13 protein-coding genes, 1 pseudogene and 1 other annotated feature are annotated in these 17,822 nt (G+C 41.4%); of the genes and pseudogenes, 4 read left to right on the top strand and 10 right to left on the bottom strand.

The window, feature by feature from the left end; all coding sequences use genetic code 11:
• The 4 genes and pseudogenes from CFS60_RS10985 to CFS60_RS11000 form a co-directional block, all read right to left on the bottom strand.
• A pseudogene (locus CFS60_RS10985) lies at nt 1–484 on the bottom strand (SA1320 family protein); the annotation flags it as partial.
• 21 nt (nt 485–505) lie between these two features.
• Nucleotides 506–1,390 carry a DUF1672 family protein gene (locus CFS60_RS10990; protein ID WP_088815810.1) on the bottom strand — a complete coding sequence of 295 codons (885 nt, stop codon included), beginning with the start codon at nt 1,388–1,390 and terminating at the stop codon, nt 506–508.
• A 398-nt stretch (nt 1,391–1,788) separates the two neighbouring features.
• A complete protein-coding gene (locus tag CFS60_RS10995) occupies nt 1,789–3,930 on the bottom strand; it encodes an MMPL family transporter (protein ID WP_088815812.1) in 2,142 nt (713 codons plus the stop codon).
• A gap of 94 nt (nt 3,931–4,024) precedes the next feature.
• Nucleotides 4,025–4,630, bottom strand: coding sequence for a TetR/AcrR family transcriptional regulator (locus CFS60_RS11000; RefSeq protein ID WP_088839249.1), 606 nt, complete (start codon nt 4,628–4,630; stop codon nt 4,025–4,027).
• Between the two features lie 282 nt (nt 4,631–4,912).
• On the opposite strand from CFS60_RS11000, the gene CFS60_RS11005 reads away from it, so the two are divergent.
• From CFS60_RS11005 to CFS60_RS11015, 3 genes are all read left to right on the top strand, one after another.
• Nucleotides 4,913–6,118 carry an ammonium transporter gene (locus tag CFS60_RS11005; RefSeq protein ID WP_088810037.1) on the top strand — a complete coding sequence of 402 codons (1,206 nt, stop codon included), beginning with the start codon at nt 4,913–4,915 and terminating at the stop codon, nt 6,116–6,118.
• A 14-nt stretch (nt 6,119–6,132) separates the two neighbouring features.
• Nucleotides 6,133–6,501, top strand: coding sequence for a P-II family nitrogen regulator (locus CFS60_RS11010; RefSeq protein WP_088810036.1), 369 nt, complete (start codon nt 6,133–6,135; stop codon nt 6,499–6,501).
• A 128-nt stretch (nt 6,502–6,629) separates the two neighbouring features.
• Nucleotides 6,630–7,010 (top strand): hypothetical protein, encoded by a 381-nt coding sequence (locus CFS60_RS11015; RefSeq protein WP_088810035.1) that lies wholly within the window; start codon nt 6,630–6,632, stop codon nt 7,008–7,010.
• A 182-nt stretch (nt 7,011–7,192) separates the two neighbouring features.
• Here the strand turns inward: CFS60_RS11015 and aspS are convergent, their stop codons facing one another.
• Entirely contained in the window at nt 7,193–8,962 is a 1,770-nt protein-coding gene (gene aspS, locus CFS60_RS11020) for an aspartate--tRNA ligase (protein WP_088839250.1), read from the bottom strand.
• Nucleotides 8,963–8,974: 12 nt separating this feature from the next.
• Nucleotides 8,975–10,240, bottom strand: coding sequence for a histidine--tRNA ligase (hisS, locus tag CFS60_RS11025; RefSeq protein WP_088810033.1), 1,266 nt, complete (start codon nt 10,238–10,240; stop codon nt 8,975–8,977).
• Nucleotides 10,241–10,292: 52 nt separating this feature from the next.
• Nucleotides 10,293–10,515, bottom strand: a binding site (T-box leader).
• Nucleotides 10,516–10,722: 207 nt separating this feature from the next.
• Between hisS and CFS60_RS11030 the strand changes: the two genes are divergently transcribed.
• The gene (locus CFS60_RS11030) at nt 10,723–12,003 is read left to right on the top strand and encodes an N-acetylmuramoyl-L-alanine amidase (protein WP_088810032.1); all 1,281 of its coding nucleotides are present in this window, start codon (nt 10,723–10,725) and stop codon (nt 12,001–12,003) included.
• Between the two features lie 41 nt (nt 12,004–12,044).
• On the opposite strand, the gene dtd is transcribed toward CFS60_RS11030, so the two are convergent.
• The 4 genes from dtd to recJ form a co-directional block, all read right to left on the bottom strand.
• On the bottom strand, nt 12,045–12,497 hold the full coding sequence (gene dtd, locus CFS60_RS11035) for a D-aminoacyl-tRNA deacylase (protein WP_088810031.1): 453 nt from the start codon (nt 12,495–12,497) through the stop codon (nt 12,045–12,047).
• Between the two features lie 15 nt (nt 12,498–12,512).
• A complete protein-coding gene (locus tag CFS60_RS11040) occupies nt 12,513–14,729 on the bottom strand; it encodes a bifunctional (p)ppGpp synthetase/guanosine-3',5'-bis(diphosphate) 3'-pyrophosphohydrolase (RefSeq protein WP_088810030.1) in 2,217 nt (738 codons plus the stop codon).
• 138 nt (nt 14,730–14,867) lie between these two features.
• Nucleotides 14,868–15,389 (bottom strand): adenine phosphoribosyltransferase, encoded by a 522-nt coding sequence (locus CFS60_RS11045; protein WP_088810029.1) that lies wholly within the window; start codon nt 15,387–15,389, stop codon nt 14,868–14,870.
• Between the two features lie 26 nt (nt 15,390–15,415).
• Entirely contained in the window at nt 15,416–17,713 is a 2,298-nt protein-coding gene (gene recJ / locus CFS60_RS11050; protein ID WP_159457886.1) for a single-stranded-DNA-specific exonuclease RecJ, read from the bottom strand.
• Nucleotides 17,714–17,822 lie beyond the last annotated feature (109 nt).

The following is a 17,822-nucleotide window of genomic DNA, read 5'->3' on the forward strand; positions in this document are numbered from 1 at the left end:
AGTTGGTAATATCAGGATTCTTTTGTGAATATTTGCCATCAGGCAAAATCGCAGGATTATAGGTTACACTTTTCACCTCATTGTTTGACGCGACATAATTCCCAAGCCCGCCCCCTAAAGAGTTTCCCCCAACATATTTAATGTCATATTTTTTACTCATTTTCTTGTAGGCTTTATCCGCTGCTTTTAGTTGATCATCCGGAATATTTCCAGGAAGCGTGGCATCGGTAACAATATCCCGACCACCGTCTTTTTGACCTTGTGTTCCTTGGAAAATCATGCCGACTTCACCCGTTTTCGTGTTTTCGACAATCATGTAATCTAGTCCGGATTTTGTTCCATATGTTCCTTCTTTAACTTTGTAAGCATTTGGAACACCGTTCACTTTGATGAGGTCGTCTGCACGTGGCTCTTGATAAACTATTTTGCCGCTCATTTCTATAATATCCAAGTCTGATGTTTTTAGTTTTTCCGCTGTTGGCATCTTCCAAAGCCCCCTTGTCCATTATTTTTGAATATCCTCAACCCTAACATTATCACCGTCGGGCAAGCCAACGCGATTAACAATAAAATTATCATATAGAATAACACTATAATTTCCTTTTGGAAGTCCTGTCTCATTCTTCAAATCTTTGGCTATTTGTTCAGCCTTCTCTTGTTTTGGCACCCCTTTACTTATGTTATAGAAGTTTAAAGATACATTTGCATCTTCAAACTTACTGTCCACTTTAAAAAATAAGTTCCTTATTTCACTTACTGAAATGTTGGGATTTTTAATATAAGCATCATAAACTGCTGTAGACTGTCCACCAATTGGCACAAAATAACAACTTTTTTCATATCCGGAAGCATGCGTCTTATCAATCGTGGTCTGGTTTAACCCCTGTAATTCATATTTTTCAGCTATTTTTTTTGTAAAAGTATCCAGTTTCTCGAATTCTTCTTTGTAAGCTTTTACATATAAACCACTTGTAATGGCGCTCTCGACTAGCCCGTCCTGAGACCAAACATTAGGCAATGGGTCAAGCTCTTTTTTTCGCATATCAAGCCCGACAATCACAGAAGTATGGAACTCTATCGGGTCTTCTGCTTCGACCATGACAACCGCCGCATCTCTTGCAGGTACAACATTATTCACTTTAACATCAGTTTTATATGTATCTTTCATATATGCGATGGCTCGCTTTTTAATTTCTGCTTCGTTCTTTTCGACAATTTCTTTAGACTTGTCGCCATCAACGAAAATAAATCCTTGTCCTTTATACTCCGCAACAGGTGTTGTCCCGTCGTCTATTTTCTTTTCTTTTTCATCTGACTGCCCCATAAATGAACAACCTCCTAGTAAAATTGATAAACCAATAATGGAAATCGCTATTTTTTTCCCGTTCATGGTTACACCCCTTTTCTCTATTTATATAAAAAACACCTCTTATAGTATACAACAAGAAACCCTGTTTTAAAATTAAAACCCCCAATTTTGTTGGTCTTACTCTTCTCCCACACTAGCCGTTCTTGTGTTTGTAGCGTTATAACAACCTCCATCTTACGTTCGCTTTTGCCATAAGGTCGCGCAATTCAGGCAGGGCATTCTAATTGAAACTCATCTCCAGTTTATGTATTTTTCTTACAATTTTAATAGAGCATGTTACTTTTCTTACTGCCTATGTAGATTTTGCGAGCTTTTTAAAAAAAGGACATAAAAGAAAAATAGATAGACAAAAATCCAGTAATAATGCCATCTTTAAAAAATGAGCTTTACTGGATTTTTGCTTACTTTTATTTATTTTTCTAATCTTTCGATACCGTTTTATATTTCTTACCTGGCCAAAATGCCCATCTGCCAAACAGTGTTGTAACTGCTGGAACGAGTAGCGGCCGAACTAAAAATGTATCTAGTAATATACCAATAGCTGTAATGAGTCCAAATTGGACGAGCAGATTAATTGGCAACGTTGTTAAAACTAAAAAGGTTGCGGCTAAAATGACACCTGCAGATGTAATAACCCCGCCTGTTTGGTGTACGCCTTCTTGAACCGCTTTTCGTAGCGGCCATTTTTCTGCGTTTTTCCAAATACTTGAAATCATAAAGATATTGTAGTCCTCTCCTAGCGCCACAATAAATACGAACGCATAAAGCGGTATGAGCCCTGAAATGGCTGTTACACCAAAACCGTGATGCAAAATGAGCCAGCCTAATCCAATTGCCGCCGCATACGAGATTAAAACAGACAAGACAAGATAAATAGTCGCTGTAATCGAACGCAAATACGTCAATAGCAAGATGCTTATAAGCGCAATGACAAGCGGAATAATCACTTTTTCATCATGTTCCGTCACAGCGCGGCTATCATACTGGGCAGCCGTTTGACCAGCAACATACGCTTTCGCTGAATCATCACTTGCCACTTGTTTGATTTTTGGAATTAAATCCATCGCTTCATTGCTGTAAGGATTCATATCGAGTACGACATCATATTTCACCACACTCGAATTCTCTCTACTTTTTTCAGGCAAACTAACAGATTGAACGCCTTTTATGTTCTCTAAATCCTTCCTGAGCCCTTCAGATGGGTTTTCAGCAAGCACCTCGACTTTAGCTAAATACCCCGCCCCGTAATGATCACTTATTAGCTTAAACCCTTCACGTGATGGCATATCTTCTGGAAAAGTTGAGAGTGTGTCATACGTATAGGAAACATTGGTCGTTTGAATGGCTGCTCCTCCAAGTAGAAGCAGTGCGACAATAGTGACAATAATTGGATGTTTCGTGGCAAGTTTCCCAACACGATTCCAAAATTGGTTTTCGCTTTTATGTTTTTTATTCGGATGCGGGATAAAAGGCCAAAATGAAACGCGGCCAAATAGCCCAAGAAGCGCCGGAACTAGCGTTAGCGATGAAAGTAGCATAATCAAAATGGCAAGGCTAAACGGAATCGCAAAGTTGTGAAATGAACCGTACTGTGCAGCAAGTAGCATTAAGAGTGCCACCATGACGGTAAGTCCGCTTAGTAAAATAGCGCCCGACGTCCCACTAAACGCTGTTCGGAAAGCTTTGAAGCGGTTTTCCTCATGACGTAAAACAGAGCGATAACGTGTAATGAGGAACAAACAATAGTCGGTCCCGGCTCCAAACAAGAGCACGGTCATAATGGAAAGCCCTTGCGAACCATACGTGATGAAACCATGTTCGCCTAGAAAACCGAGTAGTGGCGTAATCATCAAGTAAGCAAATCCGACCGCAATAAGCGGAATAAGCGCTAAAATCGGCGAACGATAGATGACAAGTAAAATAATTAAAACTATGAGCACCGTTGCAATAAGTAGTGAAACATCGGCATCTTGGAATAGCCCTGTCGCATCAACGCTAATACCTGCTGGCCCTGTAGTCCGCGCAACTAGCTCATCTTTACTCGATATTTTTTGGCTAAAAGGGTTCTCGCCTAGTACCCCTTCCGCACGCGTTTTTATTTCATTCATCCCCGTTTTAAGTTCATCTGCTGTGGCAGACTCGTCCATCAAGATAGTTTGAATGAAAGTCGTTTGGTCTTTTGAAAGTTGCTGTTTTAGGACAATTGGTGGCAGTTTCTCAAGTGGAATCGTGGCTTCCTGATGCGCCACTGGTGTTTTTGTAAGCGACGCATTAATGGCTTGAATGCTCGCTAAGTCCTCATTTGTCAAACCTTCTGCACGATACCAAGTAATCAGAAGCGGCGTTCCCGCCTGACCACCAAAATATTCTTTTACTTTGTTGTCCGCTACAACAGATGGCTCGCTACTTGGAAGGTCGCTTGCCGCATCATCTTTATATTCATCCGCACTCGGCAAGAAAAGCTGCAACAAAATCACAGCAAGTATCCAAATGGAAAGCGTCACAAAACGCCCTTTCTTTCCCCCAACACCATCAGCCATTTTTTCCAAAAAGTGACTCATATCTTTTCCCCCTTCGTTTATCAGTCGATAAATAGATTAGCATACTTTCACTTATCAATCGATAAATATGCTTCGATAAAAAAAAGATATTAAATTATACCTCTTTTTTACATAGCCCAAACAAAATAAAATTAATCGTTTCTTTCACACGAACATCCGTCGGTTCAGCACTTTCAAACTTGCTCATTTGCGAGAAAAGTGGACTTATCGCTGAAAGGAAAAAACGAGCAGCGCGTTCTGCAGAAATAGGTTCACGAATTTCCGCACGAGCTTCTAATTGCTTAAAAACATGCTCAAATGGACGCAAATACGTATCACGCCAAAGCGTATAAAGTAAAAATTGATTTTCTTCTTTTAATTCATTCAAAATATCATGAATCATTAGTAAAATATTGGTCGGGTGTTTATCAATTAGCATGATAACCATCTCATTTAGCGCATCCACCGGCGCTAAATTTTTCCGAATTAACTCGCTCATGTCAGCTTGAATGCTCGTCGTAAGCTCCTTCACAACCTCAAGATAGAGCATCTCCTTATCTTTAAAATGGTGATAAAGTGCCGGCTGCGTAATTCCAGCGATGACAGCAATTTCACGCGTTGACACGCTCCGATATCCTTTTTCCATAAATAAATGTCGGCCAGCATCTAAAATTTTCTTGCGCGTAATTAAAAATTCTTCTGCTCGACTTCTCTTCACCATGTCAAACGCTCCTTTTCCTCAACATGGTTTCATTTTATCATAAACAAACAAGATTTTCCCACCCTTCTTTTAGATTAAAACTGACATCGCTTTCCTAAAAAAACATTCTTCCCTCCTAAAATTCATTCCAAAAATCCGAATTGAAATCGCTAAATGTAAGATAATCTAACAAAATTCATAGAATTCATAAATAATTCTTGCAATTAAAATTTATTTATGTATTATAGTGGCATAAAGAAATTAATCAATGTTAGTTTATCTAACATTAAAGGAGAGTTGAATATGGAATCTGTCTTTATGTTTTTTTGTACATTGTTAGTTTGGCTTATGACACCAGGAATTGCATTATTTTATGGTGGCATGGTACGTCGAAAAAATGTTTTAAGTACAGCGATGTATAGTTTTGCTTCGATGGCCGTCATCTCGATTTTGTGGGTTGTTGTAGGTTATTCGCTCGCCTTCGCACCAAATAATGGCTTCATTGGCAGCTTTGACTGGAGCTTTTTAAACCAAGTTGGTTTCGCACCGAATGAATTATACAGCGATGCTATTCCCCATCTGCTCTTTATGATGTTTCAAATGACATTCGCTGTTTTAACAGTCGCTATCATATCTGGCGCTTTCGCAGAACGAATGAATTTTGCCGCCTATCTTGTTTTCATTATCCTTTGGTCACTCCTCGTCTACGCCCCTGTCGCACATTGGGTTTGGGGTGACGGCGGTTTCCTTCGCAATCTAGGCGCGCTTGATTTTGCTGGTGGTAATGTCGTTCACATTAGCTCCGGTATAACAGGTCTTGTACTCGCCATCATGCTCGGACGAAGAAAGGAAGTCGATACGGCTTCACCACACAATCTTCCCCTTGCTTTAATCGGGGGAATCTTCGTTTGGTTTGGTTGGTACGGTTTCAATGTCGGCAGTGCGCTCACAATTGATAACGTCGCAATGGCGGCATTTGTCAACACAAACACAGCGGCTGCGGCCGGCATTATCGGCTGGTGCCTTGTCGAGTGGCTAACGAATAAGCGTCCCACTATGCTTGGAACAATTTCAGGCGCTATCGCGGGTCTTGTATCCATCACTCCCGCCGCTGGTTTTGTCACCGTTCCTGCTTCCATGCTCATCGGCCTTCTTGGCGGCGCGCTTTGTTTCTGGGGTGTCTACTGGCTAAAAGGAAAAGTCAAATATGATGATGCTCTAGATGCATTTGGCCTTCACGGAATCGGTGGCATCTGGGGCGGTATCGCAACCGGCTTGTTCGCCACAACTAAAATCAATGAGGCAGGAGCCGACGGTTTATTTTATGGAAATCCGGCGTTATTATTTAAACAACTGGCAGCCATTTCCATAACCGTTGTCTTCGTCGCAATCGCAACCATCATCATCGTTGTACTTATCAAACTCGTCCTCCCGCTTCGTGTTAGCGAAGAACAAGAATACAAAGGCCTAGATTTGACACTTCACGGCGAAAAAGCTTATCAGGATTAAAAGGAGGTTTTACAATGGCAAATTTAACAAAAATTGAGATTATTACGCGCCCCAACCGATTTGCAGCCTTCCAAAAAGAATTGGCTAAAATCGGCGTTAGCGGTTTAACTGTAACAAAAGCACTCGGCACAGGTCTTGAAAAAGGCTTCATCGAATTGTACCGCGGCAAAAAGAAAGAAAATAATATTCATGAACGCATGAAAATTGAAATCGTCGTCAGTACTGTTCCTGTAGAAGACGTTTTACGCGTCGTCGAAAATACACTCCGAACTGGAGAACCAGGCGATGGGAAAGTTTTTATTTATCCGCTTAGCGAAGTGATTAAAATTAGCACAGGCGAAACTGGAACCCAAGCACTTCAAGATTCACCTACTGAAAATTAAAATTAACCAAATAAATGCCTCCTTTTCTAAAAAAATCATGAGAAATTGTCTTTTCCCCTTTACTATGGGCGGAATACAGCTATAATTGATAGTGAGATGTATTTAGATTGGAGGCGCGAGCTCATTTTATGCGTAAGATTCCCATTTTCACTATAATTGCTGTTTTGCTAATTGGTGGCGGATATTTCTACTATCAACACATGAGCACAAGAGTTGATATTACGTTTAATTTTACACCAACCAAAAAATCAGCAGATCATACTGTTAGCGGCACAATTGACGGCGCGGGTACTGAAGAAGTTACTATCCCGCTCTCTGAAGAAATGTGGAAGACCGTTAAAAAGGGCAGTCGTTATAACGTAGAAGCGACATTCTATAATAAAAATAAAGTCAGTAAAGAAGTAGCTAAAAATTTACAAGGTCCTTTCTGGGAAAACGAGGCCAATCAAGGTCTACTTGTAAATAAAGTTAAAGTCGATAATATGGAAGCCATTACGACTGGATTTTAAAAAAGTGGTGCGAAGCTAAAAACTTCACACCACTTTTTTTATTTATTTGATGACTTCCGTTTTTTTCGGTACAGATGGACAAGAACGAAAAATAAAATAATAATTGGAACGTAAATCACAAGTATTGGAATGAACGCTGTAAAAGTTGTCATTGTTGTTTTTCTCCTCCATTGTCATGGTTCTTATTCTTTTTCAGGAACAGTCAAACCTAACTCCTCTAACTGTGCTTTGCTTACTTCACCAGGCGCGTTTGTTAGTGGGTCAACTGCACTTCCTGTTTTAGGGAACGCAATTGTGTCGCGCAAATTGTTTTTTCCAGCTAAAATCATCACAATGCGGTCGAGTCCTAGCGCGATGCCGCCGTGAGGTGGCGTGCCGTAGTCAAGCGCATCCATGAGGAAGCCGAACTGTTCTTCTGCTGCTTCGTCCGTAAAGCCGAGCGCGCGGAACATTTTTTGCTGTACTTCTTTTTGATAGATACGAAGCGAGCCGCCGCCAATTTCATAGCCGTTTAGCACAATATCATAGGCTTCCGCCATCGCCTCTCCTGGCTTTTCTTCCAAAAGAGGAATGTCTTCTGCTCTTGGTAAAGTGAACGGATGATGTGCAGAAACGTAGCGTTTTGCTTCTTCATCGTACTCAAATAGTGGCCAATCTGTTACCCATAAGAAAGCGAATTTGCTTTCGTCAATCAGTTCCAGCTCTTTCCCAAGTTTTGAGCGGAGTGCCCCAAGAGAAGCCGCAACTACTTCGCTTGTATCTGCTGCAAAAAGGAGTAAGTCGCCAGCTTCTGCATCAAGTGCTGCGCGTAATTCGGCCTGCTTTGCTTCGTCAAAGAACTTCGCAATTGGACCTTTTAACTCGCCTTCTTCAACTTTAAGCCATGCAAGTCCTTTCGCGCCGTAAGTGCCGACAAATTCACCTAGCGCATCAATTTCTTTACGCGAGTATTTATCAGCCGCTCCTTTTGCGTTAATTGCTTTAACAACGCCGCGAGCTTCAATTGCAGACGTGAACACTTTGAATGCCACATCGCTTACAAGAGCTGAAATATCGATTAGCTCTAGGCCAAAGCGTACATCTGGTTTATCGCTACCAAAACGTGACATCGCTTCACTGTAGGTCATGCGCGGGAATGGTGCACTGATTTCAATCCCCTTCGCTTCCCGTACAACGTTTACGAGCATTTCTTCGGTCATGCCCTGAATTTCTTCTTTGGATAAAAAGCTAGTTTCAAGGTCGACTTGAGTGAATTCAGGTTGCCGGTCGCCTCTTAAATCTTCGTCGCGGAAACAATGAACAATTTGGTAATACTTGTCAAATCCAGCTGTCATTAAAAGCTGTTTCAAGATTTGCGGTGATTGCGGTAGCGCATAGAAATTCCCCGGATAAACGCGGCTTGGAACTAAATAATCACGCGCCCCCTCAGGCGTGCTTTTCGTTAAATACGGTGTTTCAATATCATAAAAACCAAGTTTGTTTAATGTTTCGCGGAAAACGCGCGTCACCGTGTGGCGCATTTTAAATGTTTCTGCCATTTCGTTGCGGCGCAAATCAAGATAGCGATATTTTAAACGTAGCTCATCGGAAACATTGATGCCGTCTTCAATGTAAAATGGTGGCGTTTTGGAACGATTTAAAATCGTCACGCTTGATGCCACAATTTCTACTTTCCCAGTTGCAATTTTAGTATTGATAACCGCCTCATCACGCGCGGCCACTTTTCCTTTTACGGTAATGACAAACTCTGAACGAATGGATTCCGCAATACGAAGCGCCTCTTCGGAAAACTCCGGATTAAAGACGACTTGGACAATTCCTTCGCGGTCACGCATATCGATAAAAATAAGCCCACCTAAATCACGACGTTTTTGTACCCAACCGTGTAATACGACTTCTTGACCAATGAATTTTTCTGTTATTTCTCCGCAATATGCTGTTCTCTTTTCCACGTTTTTTCCTCCTTAGGATTTCGTTAAACGGCTTACAAGTTCCTCAGCTGAAACTGAAATTTGTTCACCCGTTTCCATATTTTTAAGCGGGTATTCACCCGATGCAAGCTCTTCTTCTCCGATGATAACCGTATATTTTGCTTCTTTGCGATTCGCATCTTTCATTTGCGCTTTAAATTTGCGCTTTTGGTAATCTTTATCAGCACTTATACCAGCATTTCGCAACTGATTCACGATTTTAACTGCTTCAAGTTCTGCTTCCTCGCTCGCTACAATGACATAACAAGCAAGTTCCTTATCTTTTGGAATTTCAATTTCTGCCGCCTGAAGCGCAAGAAGCACACGTTCAACGCCCATACCAAAACCAATTCCCGGAGTATCTGGACCATCAAATTCTTGCACAAGTCCGTGATAGCGACCGCCGCCACAAAGTGTCGTTTTAGCCCCAAAACCTTCCTCATCACTCATAATTTCAAACGTCGTATGATTATAGTAATCAAGCCCGCGGACAAGCGTTGGATCCACTACAAACGGAATGTCAATTGCCTCTAAAAACCCTTTTACTTGGCTAAAATAGAGACGGGAATCTTCATTTAGAAAATCTAAAATAGATGGCGCCGTTGCCACAAGTGGATGTGCGTGGTCCGTCTTGCAATCCAAAATACGAAGTGGATTTTTATGCAATCGATTTTGACAATCCGAACAAAACTCGTCAATGCGCGGTTCGAAATGCGCAATCAGAGCATCCCGATGTTTCAACCGGCTTTCTTTATCCCCTAGACTGTTAATCGTTAGCGAAATATTTTTAAGACCAATGGATTTATAAAAATTCATCGCAAGCGCAATGACTTCCGCATCAATCGCAGGATCCGCACTCCCAATTGCCTCCACGCCAATTTGTGTGAATTGACGCTGCCGCCCGCCTTGTGGCCGCTCATAACGGAACATCGGACCATTATAGTATAGCTTCACTGGTTGATTGACATCACCGAACATTTTATGTTCAACAAACGCGCGTACAACCGAAGCAGTTCCTTCTGGACGCAGTGTTAAACTCCGATTTTTTTTATCATGAAATGTGTACATTTCTTTTGAAACAATATCCGTTGAATCTCCGACACCACGTTCAAATAACTCCGTGTGCTCAAAAATTGGAGTACGAATTTCTTCATAACGGTAGTTTTCACAGATTTCGCGAAATTTATCTTCAAGAAAATGCCATTTTTGTACCTCTTCAGGTAAAATATCTCGCGTGCCTCGTGGTAATTGAATTTTCATCACATTTCCTCCTTTTTTGAATATAAAAAAATCCCTCGTCACTTGTCCGAAAACAAGGGACGAGAGATGTAGATTCACCCGTGGTACCACCCTAATTGGAATTTTTGAAATTCCCACTCTTCCGTTAACGCCGGACTACGTTTCGACCTACTCGTTTTCGATCAAAACCTCGGAAGTGTCTTTCCAAAAAGTTTCACCATGAATTTCTCTCAGCAAATGAAATTCTCTCTTTTATGGGAGTGATTCTTTGTACTTTTCTTCGTCATCAGTTTAAATATGAATTATTTCTAGGTTACTAAAAAAAACGACTAAAGTCAATTAGCTAAAAGAAAAACTGTAAAATTATATCAAATAACATTCAGTAGTGCGTAAAATTGTTTTCTTTTTTCAAAAAATTATGGTTAATAGTTCCATGAAAGCTTAATTTGTGGTACCATTTTAATGACCTGAAGAAGTTTTTATAAAGGTGGTGTAGCAATTTCGTGAAGAACAAATTTTTATTTATCACCGTTTTATCGGCGTTACTCATTGCAGCGGGGGTTATTACAACGATTGCGATGGCGAATGCAAATGCCGTTCGCGTTCAGGCGGAAGTTTTAAACGTGCGAAACGGTCCAGGTCTTGCTTATGACGTAACAAGTCAAGTCCGTAAAGGTGACGTGCTTCGCGTCATTGGAGAAGAAAATAAATGGTATAAAGTTCGTTTAGATAACGGAAATAGCGGTTGGGTAGCCAGCTGGCTCGTTGAAAACACAGATGTGAGCGCTGCAAGTAATAGTATGGCGATCGTAAGTTCTGAAAACGGCTTAAATGTCCGGTCCAAACCGTCAACTGATAGCACAGTTTTAGGCATATTAAATACAGGTGATCAAATCAATGTTGTGAGTGAACAAAACGGCTGGGCTCAAATTCAATATAAAGGGCAAAACGCTTGGGTAAATGCGAGTTACATAACAATTCGTGAATCAACGACAAAAGTTGACCAAAATAATTTGCAAAGTTTAACGATTCGTGATGACTCTACAAATATTCGAAGCAAGCCTGATTTAAGCGGTGAAGTGATTGAAAAAGCAAACTCTGGTCATGCTTACGGAATTCAAGGTGTCCAAGGTGACTGGTATCAAGTTCAAACAGCTGATGGACAAACTGGTTATGTAGCAAACTGGGTTGTCGATGTAGGAAATGAAAATGAAAAACCCGCTAAATCAAAAACGACGAAACTTTCTGAAGCAACTATCGTCCTTGATCCAGGCCACGGTGGAAACGATCCCGGTGCAAAAGGTGAAAATGGAACCATAGAAAAGAAAGCAACGTTAAAAACAGCAAATGCCATTAAAGCTCGACTAGAGCAAGCTGGCGCAAAAGTGATTATGACGCGTGACCACGATGAATATATTTCATTACGTCAGCGTACAAAAGTAGCTTCGAAAAACAATGCTGATGCATTTGTCAGCTTGCATTTTGATAGCCTTGAAAACAACGACGAAAGCGTAAGCGGCCAAACTACTTACTATTATGATAGTAGTGATAAAGGGCTCGCAAAAAGCATTAATAAGAGTCTTGGCAATACCCTTCCAACAACAAATCGCGGTGCTCGTGTTGGCGACTTTTACGTTGTACGCGAAAACTCGCAACCTGCTGTTTTATTAGAACTTGGCTATTTAAGTTCAAAAACTGACGAAGCCAACATCAATTCTAATTCATACCGCACAAAAATTGCTGAAGGCGTAACAGAAGGACTCGCAAACTATTTCGCAAACTAAAAAAACCGGAAAGTAAGTGTTAAGCTTACTTTCCGGTTTTTCTATTTCATTAAATCAGCTGAATCAAGCAAAATCGTGACTGGCCCGTCATTAACAAGCGAAACTTTCATATCCGCTCCGAAAACCCCGGCGTCTACACCTAAACCAGCTTTTTCCAACTCTTTATTAAATCGATTATAAAGCTTTTCCGCTTCCGCACCCGGTGCCGAGTCCGTGAAACTTGGTCGGCGCCCTTTTCTTGCGTCTGCATAAAGTGTGAACTGCGATACGCTAAGCACGTTTCCCGAAACCTCTTGAATGGATAAATTCATTTTCTGGTTTTCATCTTCGAAAACACGGAGATTTGCAATTTTTTGTACTAAAACATCAATTTCTCGTTCTGTATCCGTATGAGTAAAACCAACAAGAAGCAAGAATCCTTGTGGAATTTCCGCAATAATTTCATCATCTATCGTCACACTTGCACTTGTAACCCTTTGAAGCACAACACGCATAGCCAATCATCCTCCCTAGCTCATCAATCGTCTTACCGTATAAACATCTGGAATTTGTTTAATTTTATCTACAACGCGCTGTAAATGATTAATATTATGAATTTGCAAAGTTAATACGAGCGTTGCCATTTTATTATTATCAACTTTCGCATTCACGCCATTAATGTTTGAAGTCAAACTATTAATTACTTGCAAAATATCATTCAATAAGCCATTGCGATTATAACCATAAATTTCAATATCCACATTATAATCATTTTTCGCCTGAAAATCTGCATCTTCCCACTCTACGCCGATGAGCCGCTCACTTTCGATGGACTGCACATTCGGACAATCCGAACGGTGAATCGAAATCCCGCGCCCCTTCGTAATATAGCCCACAATTTCATCGCCCGGAACAGGGTTACAACATCTGGACAAACGAATAAGCAGATTGCCAACACCTTGAACAACTACACCCGCATTATGCTTGATTTTAAGCTTCTCGTTATTGGCCTCCGCATTGCTATTCCGCGCTTCCGCTTGCGAAAGCAATTTTTCCGTTTGCTCCTCTTGGTCGCGCTCCTTCCGCTCTTTCTCCGTCAAACGATTCGCCACTTGAAGCGCCGTAATCCCGTTATACCCAACAGCAGCAAACAAATCATCTTCATGGGAAAAATTCAGCTTCTCAAGGAGACGTTTGAGATTTTCGTTCGTCATAATCTTTTTAGGTTCAAAATCCATTTGACGAAGTTCTTTTTCAACCAAATCCCGGCCTTTTTCGACATTTTCTTCTTTCGCTTGCCGTTTGAAGAATTGACGGATTTTATTTCGCGCCTGCGACGTCTGCACGAGTTTTAACCAGTCACGACTTGGCCCGTAGGAATGTTTCGACGTTAAAATATCGATAATATCCCCAGTCTTCAGCTTATAATCAAGTGTGACAATTTTGCCATTCACTTTCGCGCCAATCGTTTTATTCCCAATTTCCGTATGAATTCGATATGCGAAATCAAGCGGAACCGAGCCGTTTGGTAGCTCGTAAACATCGCCTTTCGGTGTAAACACATACACAACGTCCGCAAATAAATCTAATTTTAACGATTCCATAAACTCTTCCGCATTATCAGACTCATTTTGGTACTCCAAAATTTCACGGAACCAAGTCATTTTATTATCAAATGACGTTTTCGAGTTAACGACTTTTCCTTCTTTATACGCCCAGTGCGCGGCAACCCCGTATTCTGCAATTTGGTGCATCTCATGCGTCCGAATTTGCACTTCAAGCGGTTCGCCTTGCGGTCCAATAACCGTCGTATGCAGCGACTGATACATATTCGATTTCGGCATCGCAATATAATCCTTAAACCGTCCCGGCATCGGTTTCCAGCGCGTATGAATGACGCCCAGTACCGCATAACAATCTTTAATGCTACTAACTAGAATCCGTACCGCCAATAAATCATAAATTTCGTTAAATTGCTTATGCTGTTCCGACATTTTGCGATAAATCGAATAAATATGTTTCGGCCTACCAGAAATATCCGCCTGAATATTTAATTCATCCAAGTTGTCTGAAACGCCGTCAATCACATCTTGCAAATAGCGCTCACGCGCACCGCGTTTTTGTTTCATCAAATGTACAATGCGGTAGTATTGTTGCGGATTCAAATAGCGTAATGCTGTATCTTCAAGTTCCCATTTCACGCGGCTAATCCCAAGTCGATGAGCAAGCGGTGCGAAAATTTCAAGTGTTTCCGTCGAAATCCGGCGCTGTTTTTCTACCGGAAGATGTTTTAAAGTACGCATATTATGCAGTCGGTCTGCTAACTTGATCAAAATAACTCGAATATCTTGCGCCATCGCAATGAACATTTTCCGATGATTTTCAGCTTGCTGTTCCTCATGCGATTTATATTTAATTTTCCCAAGTTTTGTAACGCCGTCCACAAGCATCGCCACTTCAGCATTAAACGTTTCTGTTAAATCCTCAAGTGTCACATCCGTATCTTCGACAACATCGTGTAAAAAACCTGCCGCTACCGTTTCAGGGTCCATTCTTAGCTCAACAAGAATTCCTGCTACTTGAATTGGATGAATAATATATGGCTCTCCCGATTTTCTAAACTGTTCACTATGTGCATCTCGCGCATATTCATAAGCCTTTTTCACAATTTCCAGATGCGTTTCATTCATATAATTCGAAGCCATTTCGATGACTTGCTCTGCTGTCAAATTTTGCTCTTTCGCCATTTTATCCACCCCCTTCTTTTCCCCTTGTCTAAAATAGATTCTTAGTTACTATTATACACAACTAAAGTGGCTTTAGAAAGTAGTTTTCATGCGCCACTAGAAAAAAACACTTTCCAAAAGGAAAATGTTTTTTCTAACTTAAAAGTCCATCAAAATCAAGCGATCATACCCGTTCAATTTTTTATGTCCTTCTAATTCTGTCAGTTCAATTAAAAAGGCGCACCCAGCAACAATTCCACCAAGTTTTTCCACAAGTTTGATCGTTGCTTCAATCGTACCACCCGTTGCAAGCAAATCATCTGTAATGAGCACACGTTGCCCCGGTTTAATCGCATCTTTATGCATCGTTAGCGTATTTGTACCGTACTCAAGCTCATACTCCATTTCAATTGTTGCACGCGGCAATTTGCCAGGTTTACGTACTGGTGCAAAACCAATACCAAGCGCATAAGCAACCGGGCAACCAATAATAAAGCCACGCGCTTCTGGCCCAACAATCAAATCTACTTGTAGTTTTTCAGCATACTCAACAATCTGATCTGTCGCAAATTTATAAGCTTCACCGTCATTCATAAGCGGTGTAATATCCTTAAATACAATGCCTTCTTTTGGCCAATCCTCCACGATTGCGACAAATTTTCTAAGATCATTTAAATCCATGTTTATTCCTCCAAAGTGGGTAGGCACTAGGCCTCCATAATGCGCTTCATCCAGCTAAATAGTTCATTAAAGCTCGCATAAAGCAGTTTTTCTCGTGTTGCAAGTTCTTGTTTTTTCGACTGATAAATTTCGGCCTCTTCTAAATTTCGTTTTTCTGAAAGGTTATTTAGTAAAATCACGCCACTTTCTATTTTAACAAAATCCAGCTCAAAAAACACGTTTGACATAAAATCAATTTGTTGTTTACTCCAACCGAACTTTTGATTTAAAGCAGGACCATACTTTTCAAGCGAAAAAGGTTGATATTTTTTAATCAGGGCAAAAAGATTCGCAAATGCCTTTCTATCTGGCAGCGCCTGGAAATCTTGATTTTCAGATGCTCCGAAATGGACATAAATCCGCTCAGGCTGGAACTTTTTAATGAACGCCTCCACGTGACCCGTTTCTTTCGGTAAATCAACAAAAACCACTTCACGCGCGCTCTCCCTGTCATCAGGCGTATACACCACATTCGCAGCAATCGCCGGAAGTTTCGTTACGGTTTCTTGGTTAAAGCAGATGAAAACCCGTTCGCGCTCAGATTCTTTTAATAAACGTTGCCATTCTGTTCGGTTACGCGCATCAAAAAGCTGGAACTCATTGACTTCAAGATCAACCAACCTAAGTTGCGGTTTCCGAATATGATTCCATTCATTCACATTCAGTTCGCCTACAACGCTAACAAGCGCATTTTGTGCCACATTATCCGCTAAGTCACCTAAATTGAAACCAATGCCATCTAAAAGCACGTTTTGGTCGGTCAGCACCGTTTTCAAATGCGTTTTATCCGCACCAATTCGTTTCGTATCTTTCAAATTAATCTCTTCAAATTGGAAAACTGGTTTCACATTGCCCGTTCCAAATGGCGCCATCTTTTCAATCATCTGAATGAATGGCAGTGAAACGTCAGCGAGTTGCAACGTGTCTTCCACGCTAAGCTCTCGTTTTACACTCGTTACATCTAACGCATCAGCCTGCGCAATTAAAGCCGCTTCAAGCGCCGCTAAATTATGAAGCGACACCGTCATACCAGCTGCCATGGGGTGCCCGCCAAACGCTTCAAGAATCGCCCTGTTTTTATCAAGCTCTTGATACAAATGGAAATGCGGTACACTTCTGCCAGAACCTTTAGCAATCCCCGCCTCCTCATCAATGGCAAGACAAATGACCGGACGATTAAATTTTTCTACTAATCTAGACGCAACAATTCCTAGCACGCCTGGATTCCAATCCTTTTCAGCAACCACAATGATACTCGGAATTTCAGTTTTCGCCTCCAAAATTGCAACGGCGCTCGCGGTGATGTCACTAACGAGTTTCCGTCGATTGACGTTTGCTTCATCAATTTCCTCGGCCAAATATTCCGCTTCCTCCTCATCAAAAGCGAGTAGCAATTCCGCAGCCGGGTCAGCAGCGCCTAAACGACCGACAGCGTTTAATCTTGGGGCGATGGCAAACCCAATTGTTTCTTCGTTTGCCTCCTCCAATTTGACACTTGCTTTCAAAGCGAGAACACGCAAGCCTGTGTTTGGCTTTTCACGAAGCACTTGAAGTCCCTTTTGTACAAGAAGACGATTTTCATCTGTTAATGAAACAAGGTCCGCTACGGTCCCTACGGCTACCATGTCTAATAAGTGCGTCGGCTCTTCGCCAAGCAGCGCGTGCGAAAGTTTGTAACTAACGCCGACTCCCGCTAAATCTTCAAAAGGATAGTTCGAGTCGGGGTGCTTTGGGTGGATAACCGCAACTGCTTGCGGCAAGGTTTCGCGCATTTCGTGGTGGTCGGTTATAATGACATCCATCCCGATTTCTTGAGCAAAATCCATCACTTCAAGAGCCGCAATCCCATTATCAACCGTAATAATCAAATCGAAGCCTTGGTTCTTAATCATTTGAAATGCGTTCTGATTCGGCCCGTAACCCTCCGTGAAGCGATTTGGAATATAAAACTGTACAAGTGCCCCCAAACTTTCTAACGTCTTGTAAAGCACCGCAATGCTCGTTACGCCGTCCGCATCATAATCGCCGTAAATCATAATTTTTTCGCCCGCTTGAATCGCAGACTTAATCCGTTCTACAGCTTGCTCCATTTCTGCAAGTAAAAAAGGATCATAACTCGCATATTTGGAAGGATTCATGAACTTATCGTACTGCCCTTCCGTCGTAATCTTACGTTTCACAAGCATTTTCGCAAGCGGAAGCGACACATTCAACTCTTTAGCTAGGTTTGCTACTTTTTCGCCGTCAACTTCTTCGGTCTTCCATCTGTATTTTGAATGAATCACAATTCCCCCACCTTTCAACCCTCCTATTATATCGGAAAACATCGGAAAAACCAATAGTAAAAAGCCCAAATCAAAATCGATTTGGGCTCCAGAGTAATACTAAACGGCA

This window comes from Listeria sp. ILCC792 (genome assembly GCF_900186135.1).
Taxonomy (GTDB): Bacteria; Bacillota; Bacilli; order Lactobacillales; family Listeriaceae; genus Listeria; species Listeria goaensis.

What these genes read in the sequence shown, in the direction of transcription:
- CFS60_RS10990 (WP_088815810.1), bottom strand. Translation starts at nt 1,390, where the DNA reads ATGAACGGGAAAAAAATAGCGATTTCCATTATTGGTTTATCAATTTTA.
- CFS60_RS10995 (WP_088815812.1), bottom strand. Translation starts at nt 3,930, where the DNA reads ATGAGTCACTTTTTGGAAAAAATGGCTGATGGTGTTGGGGGAAAGAAA.
- CFS60_RS11000 (WP_088839249.1), bottom strand. Translation starts at nt 4,630, where the DNA reads ATGGTGAAGAGAAGTCGAGCAGAAGAATTTTTAATTACGCGCAAGAAA.
- CFS60_RS11005 (WP_088810037.1), top strand. Translation starts at nt 4,913, where the DNA reads ATGGAATCTGTCTTTATGTTTTTTTGTACATTGTTAGTTTGGCTTATG.
- CFS60_RS11010 (WP_088810036.1), top strand. Translation starts at nt 6,133, where the DNA reads ATGGCAAATTTAACAAAAATTGAGATTATTACGCGCCCCAACCGATTT.
- CFS60_RS11015 (WP_088810035.1), top strand. Translation starts at nt 6,630, where the DNA reads ATGCGTAAGATTCCCATTTTCACTATAATTGCTGTTTTGCTAATTGGT.
- hisS (WP_088810033.1), bottom strand. Translation starts at nt 10,240, where the DNA reads ATGAAAATTCAATTACCACGAGGCACGCGAGATATTTTACCTGAAGAG.
- dtd (WP_088810031.1), bottom strand. Translation starts at nt 12,497, where the DNA reads ATGCGTGTTGTGCTTCAAAGGGTTACAAGTGCAAGTGTGACGATAGAT.
- CFS60_RS11040 (WP_088810030.1), bottom strand. Translation starts at nt 14,729, where the DNA reads ATGGCGAAAGAGCAAAATTTGACAGCAGAGCAAGTCATCGAAATGGCT.
- CFS60_RS11045 (WP_088810029.1), bottom strand. Translation starts at nt 15,389, where the DNA reads ATGGATTTAAATGATCTTAGAAAATTTGTCGCAATCGTGGAGGATTGG.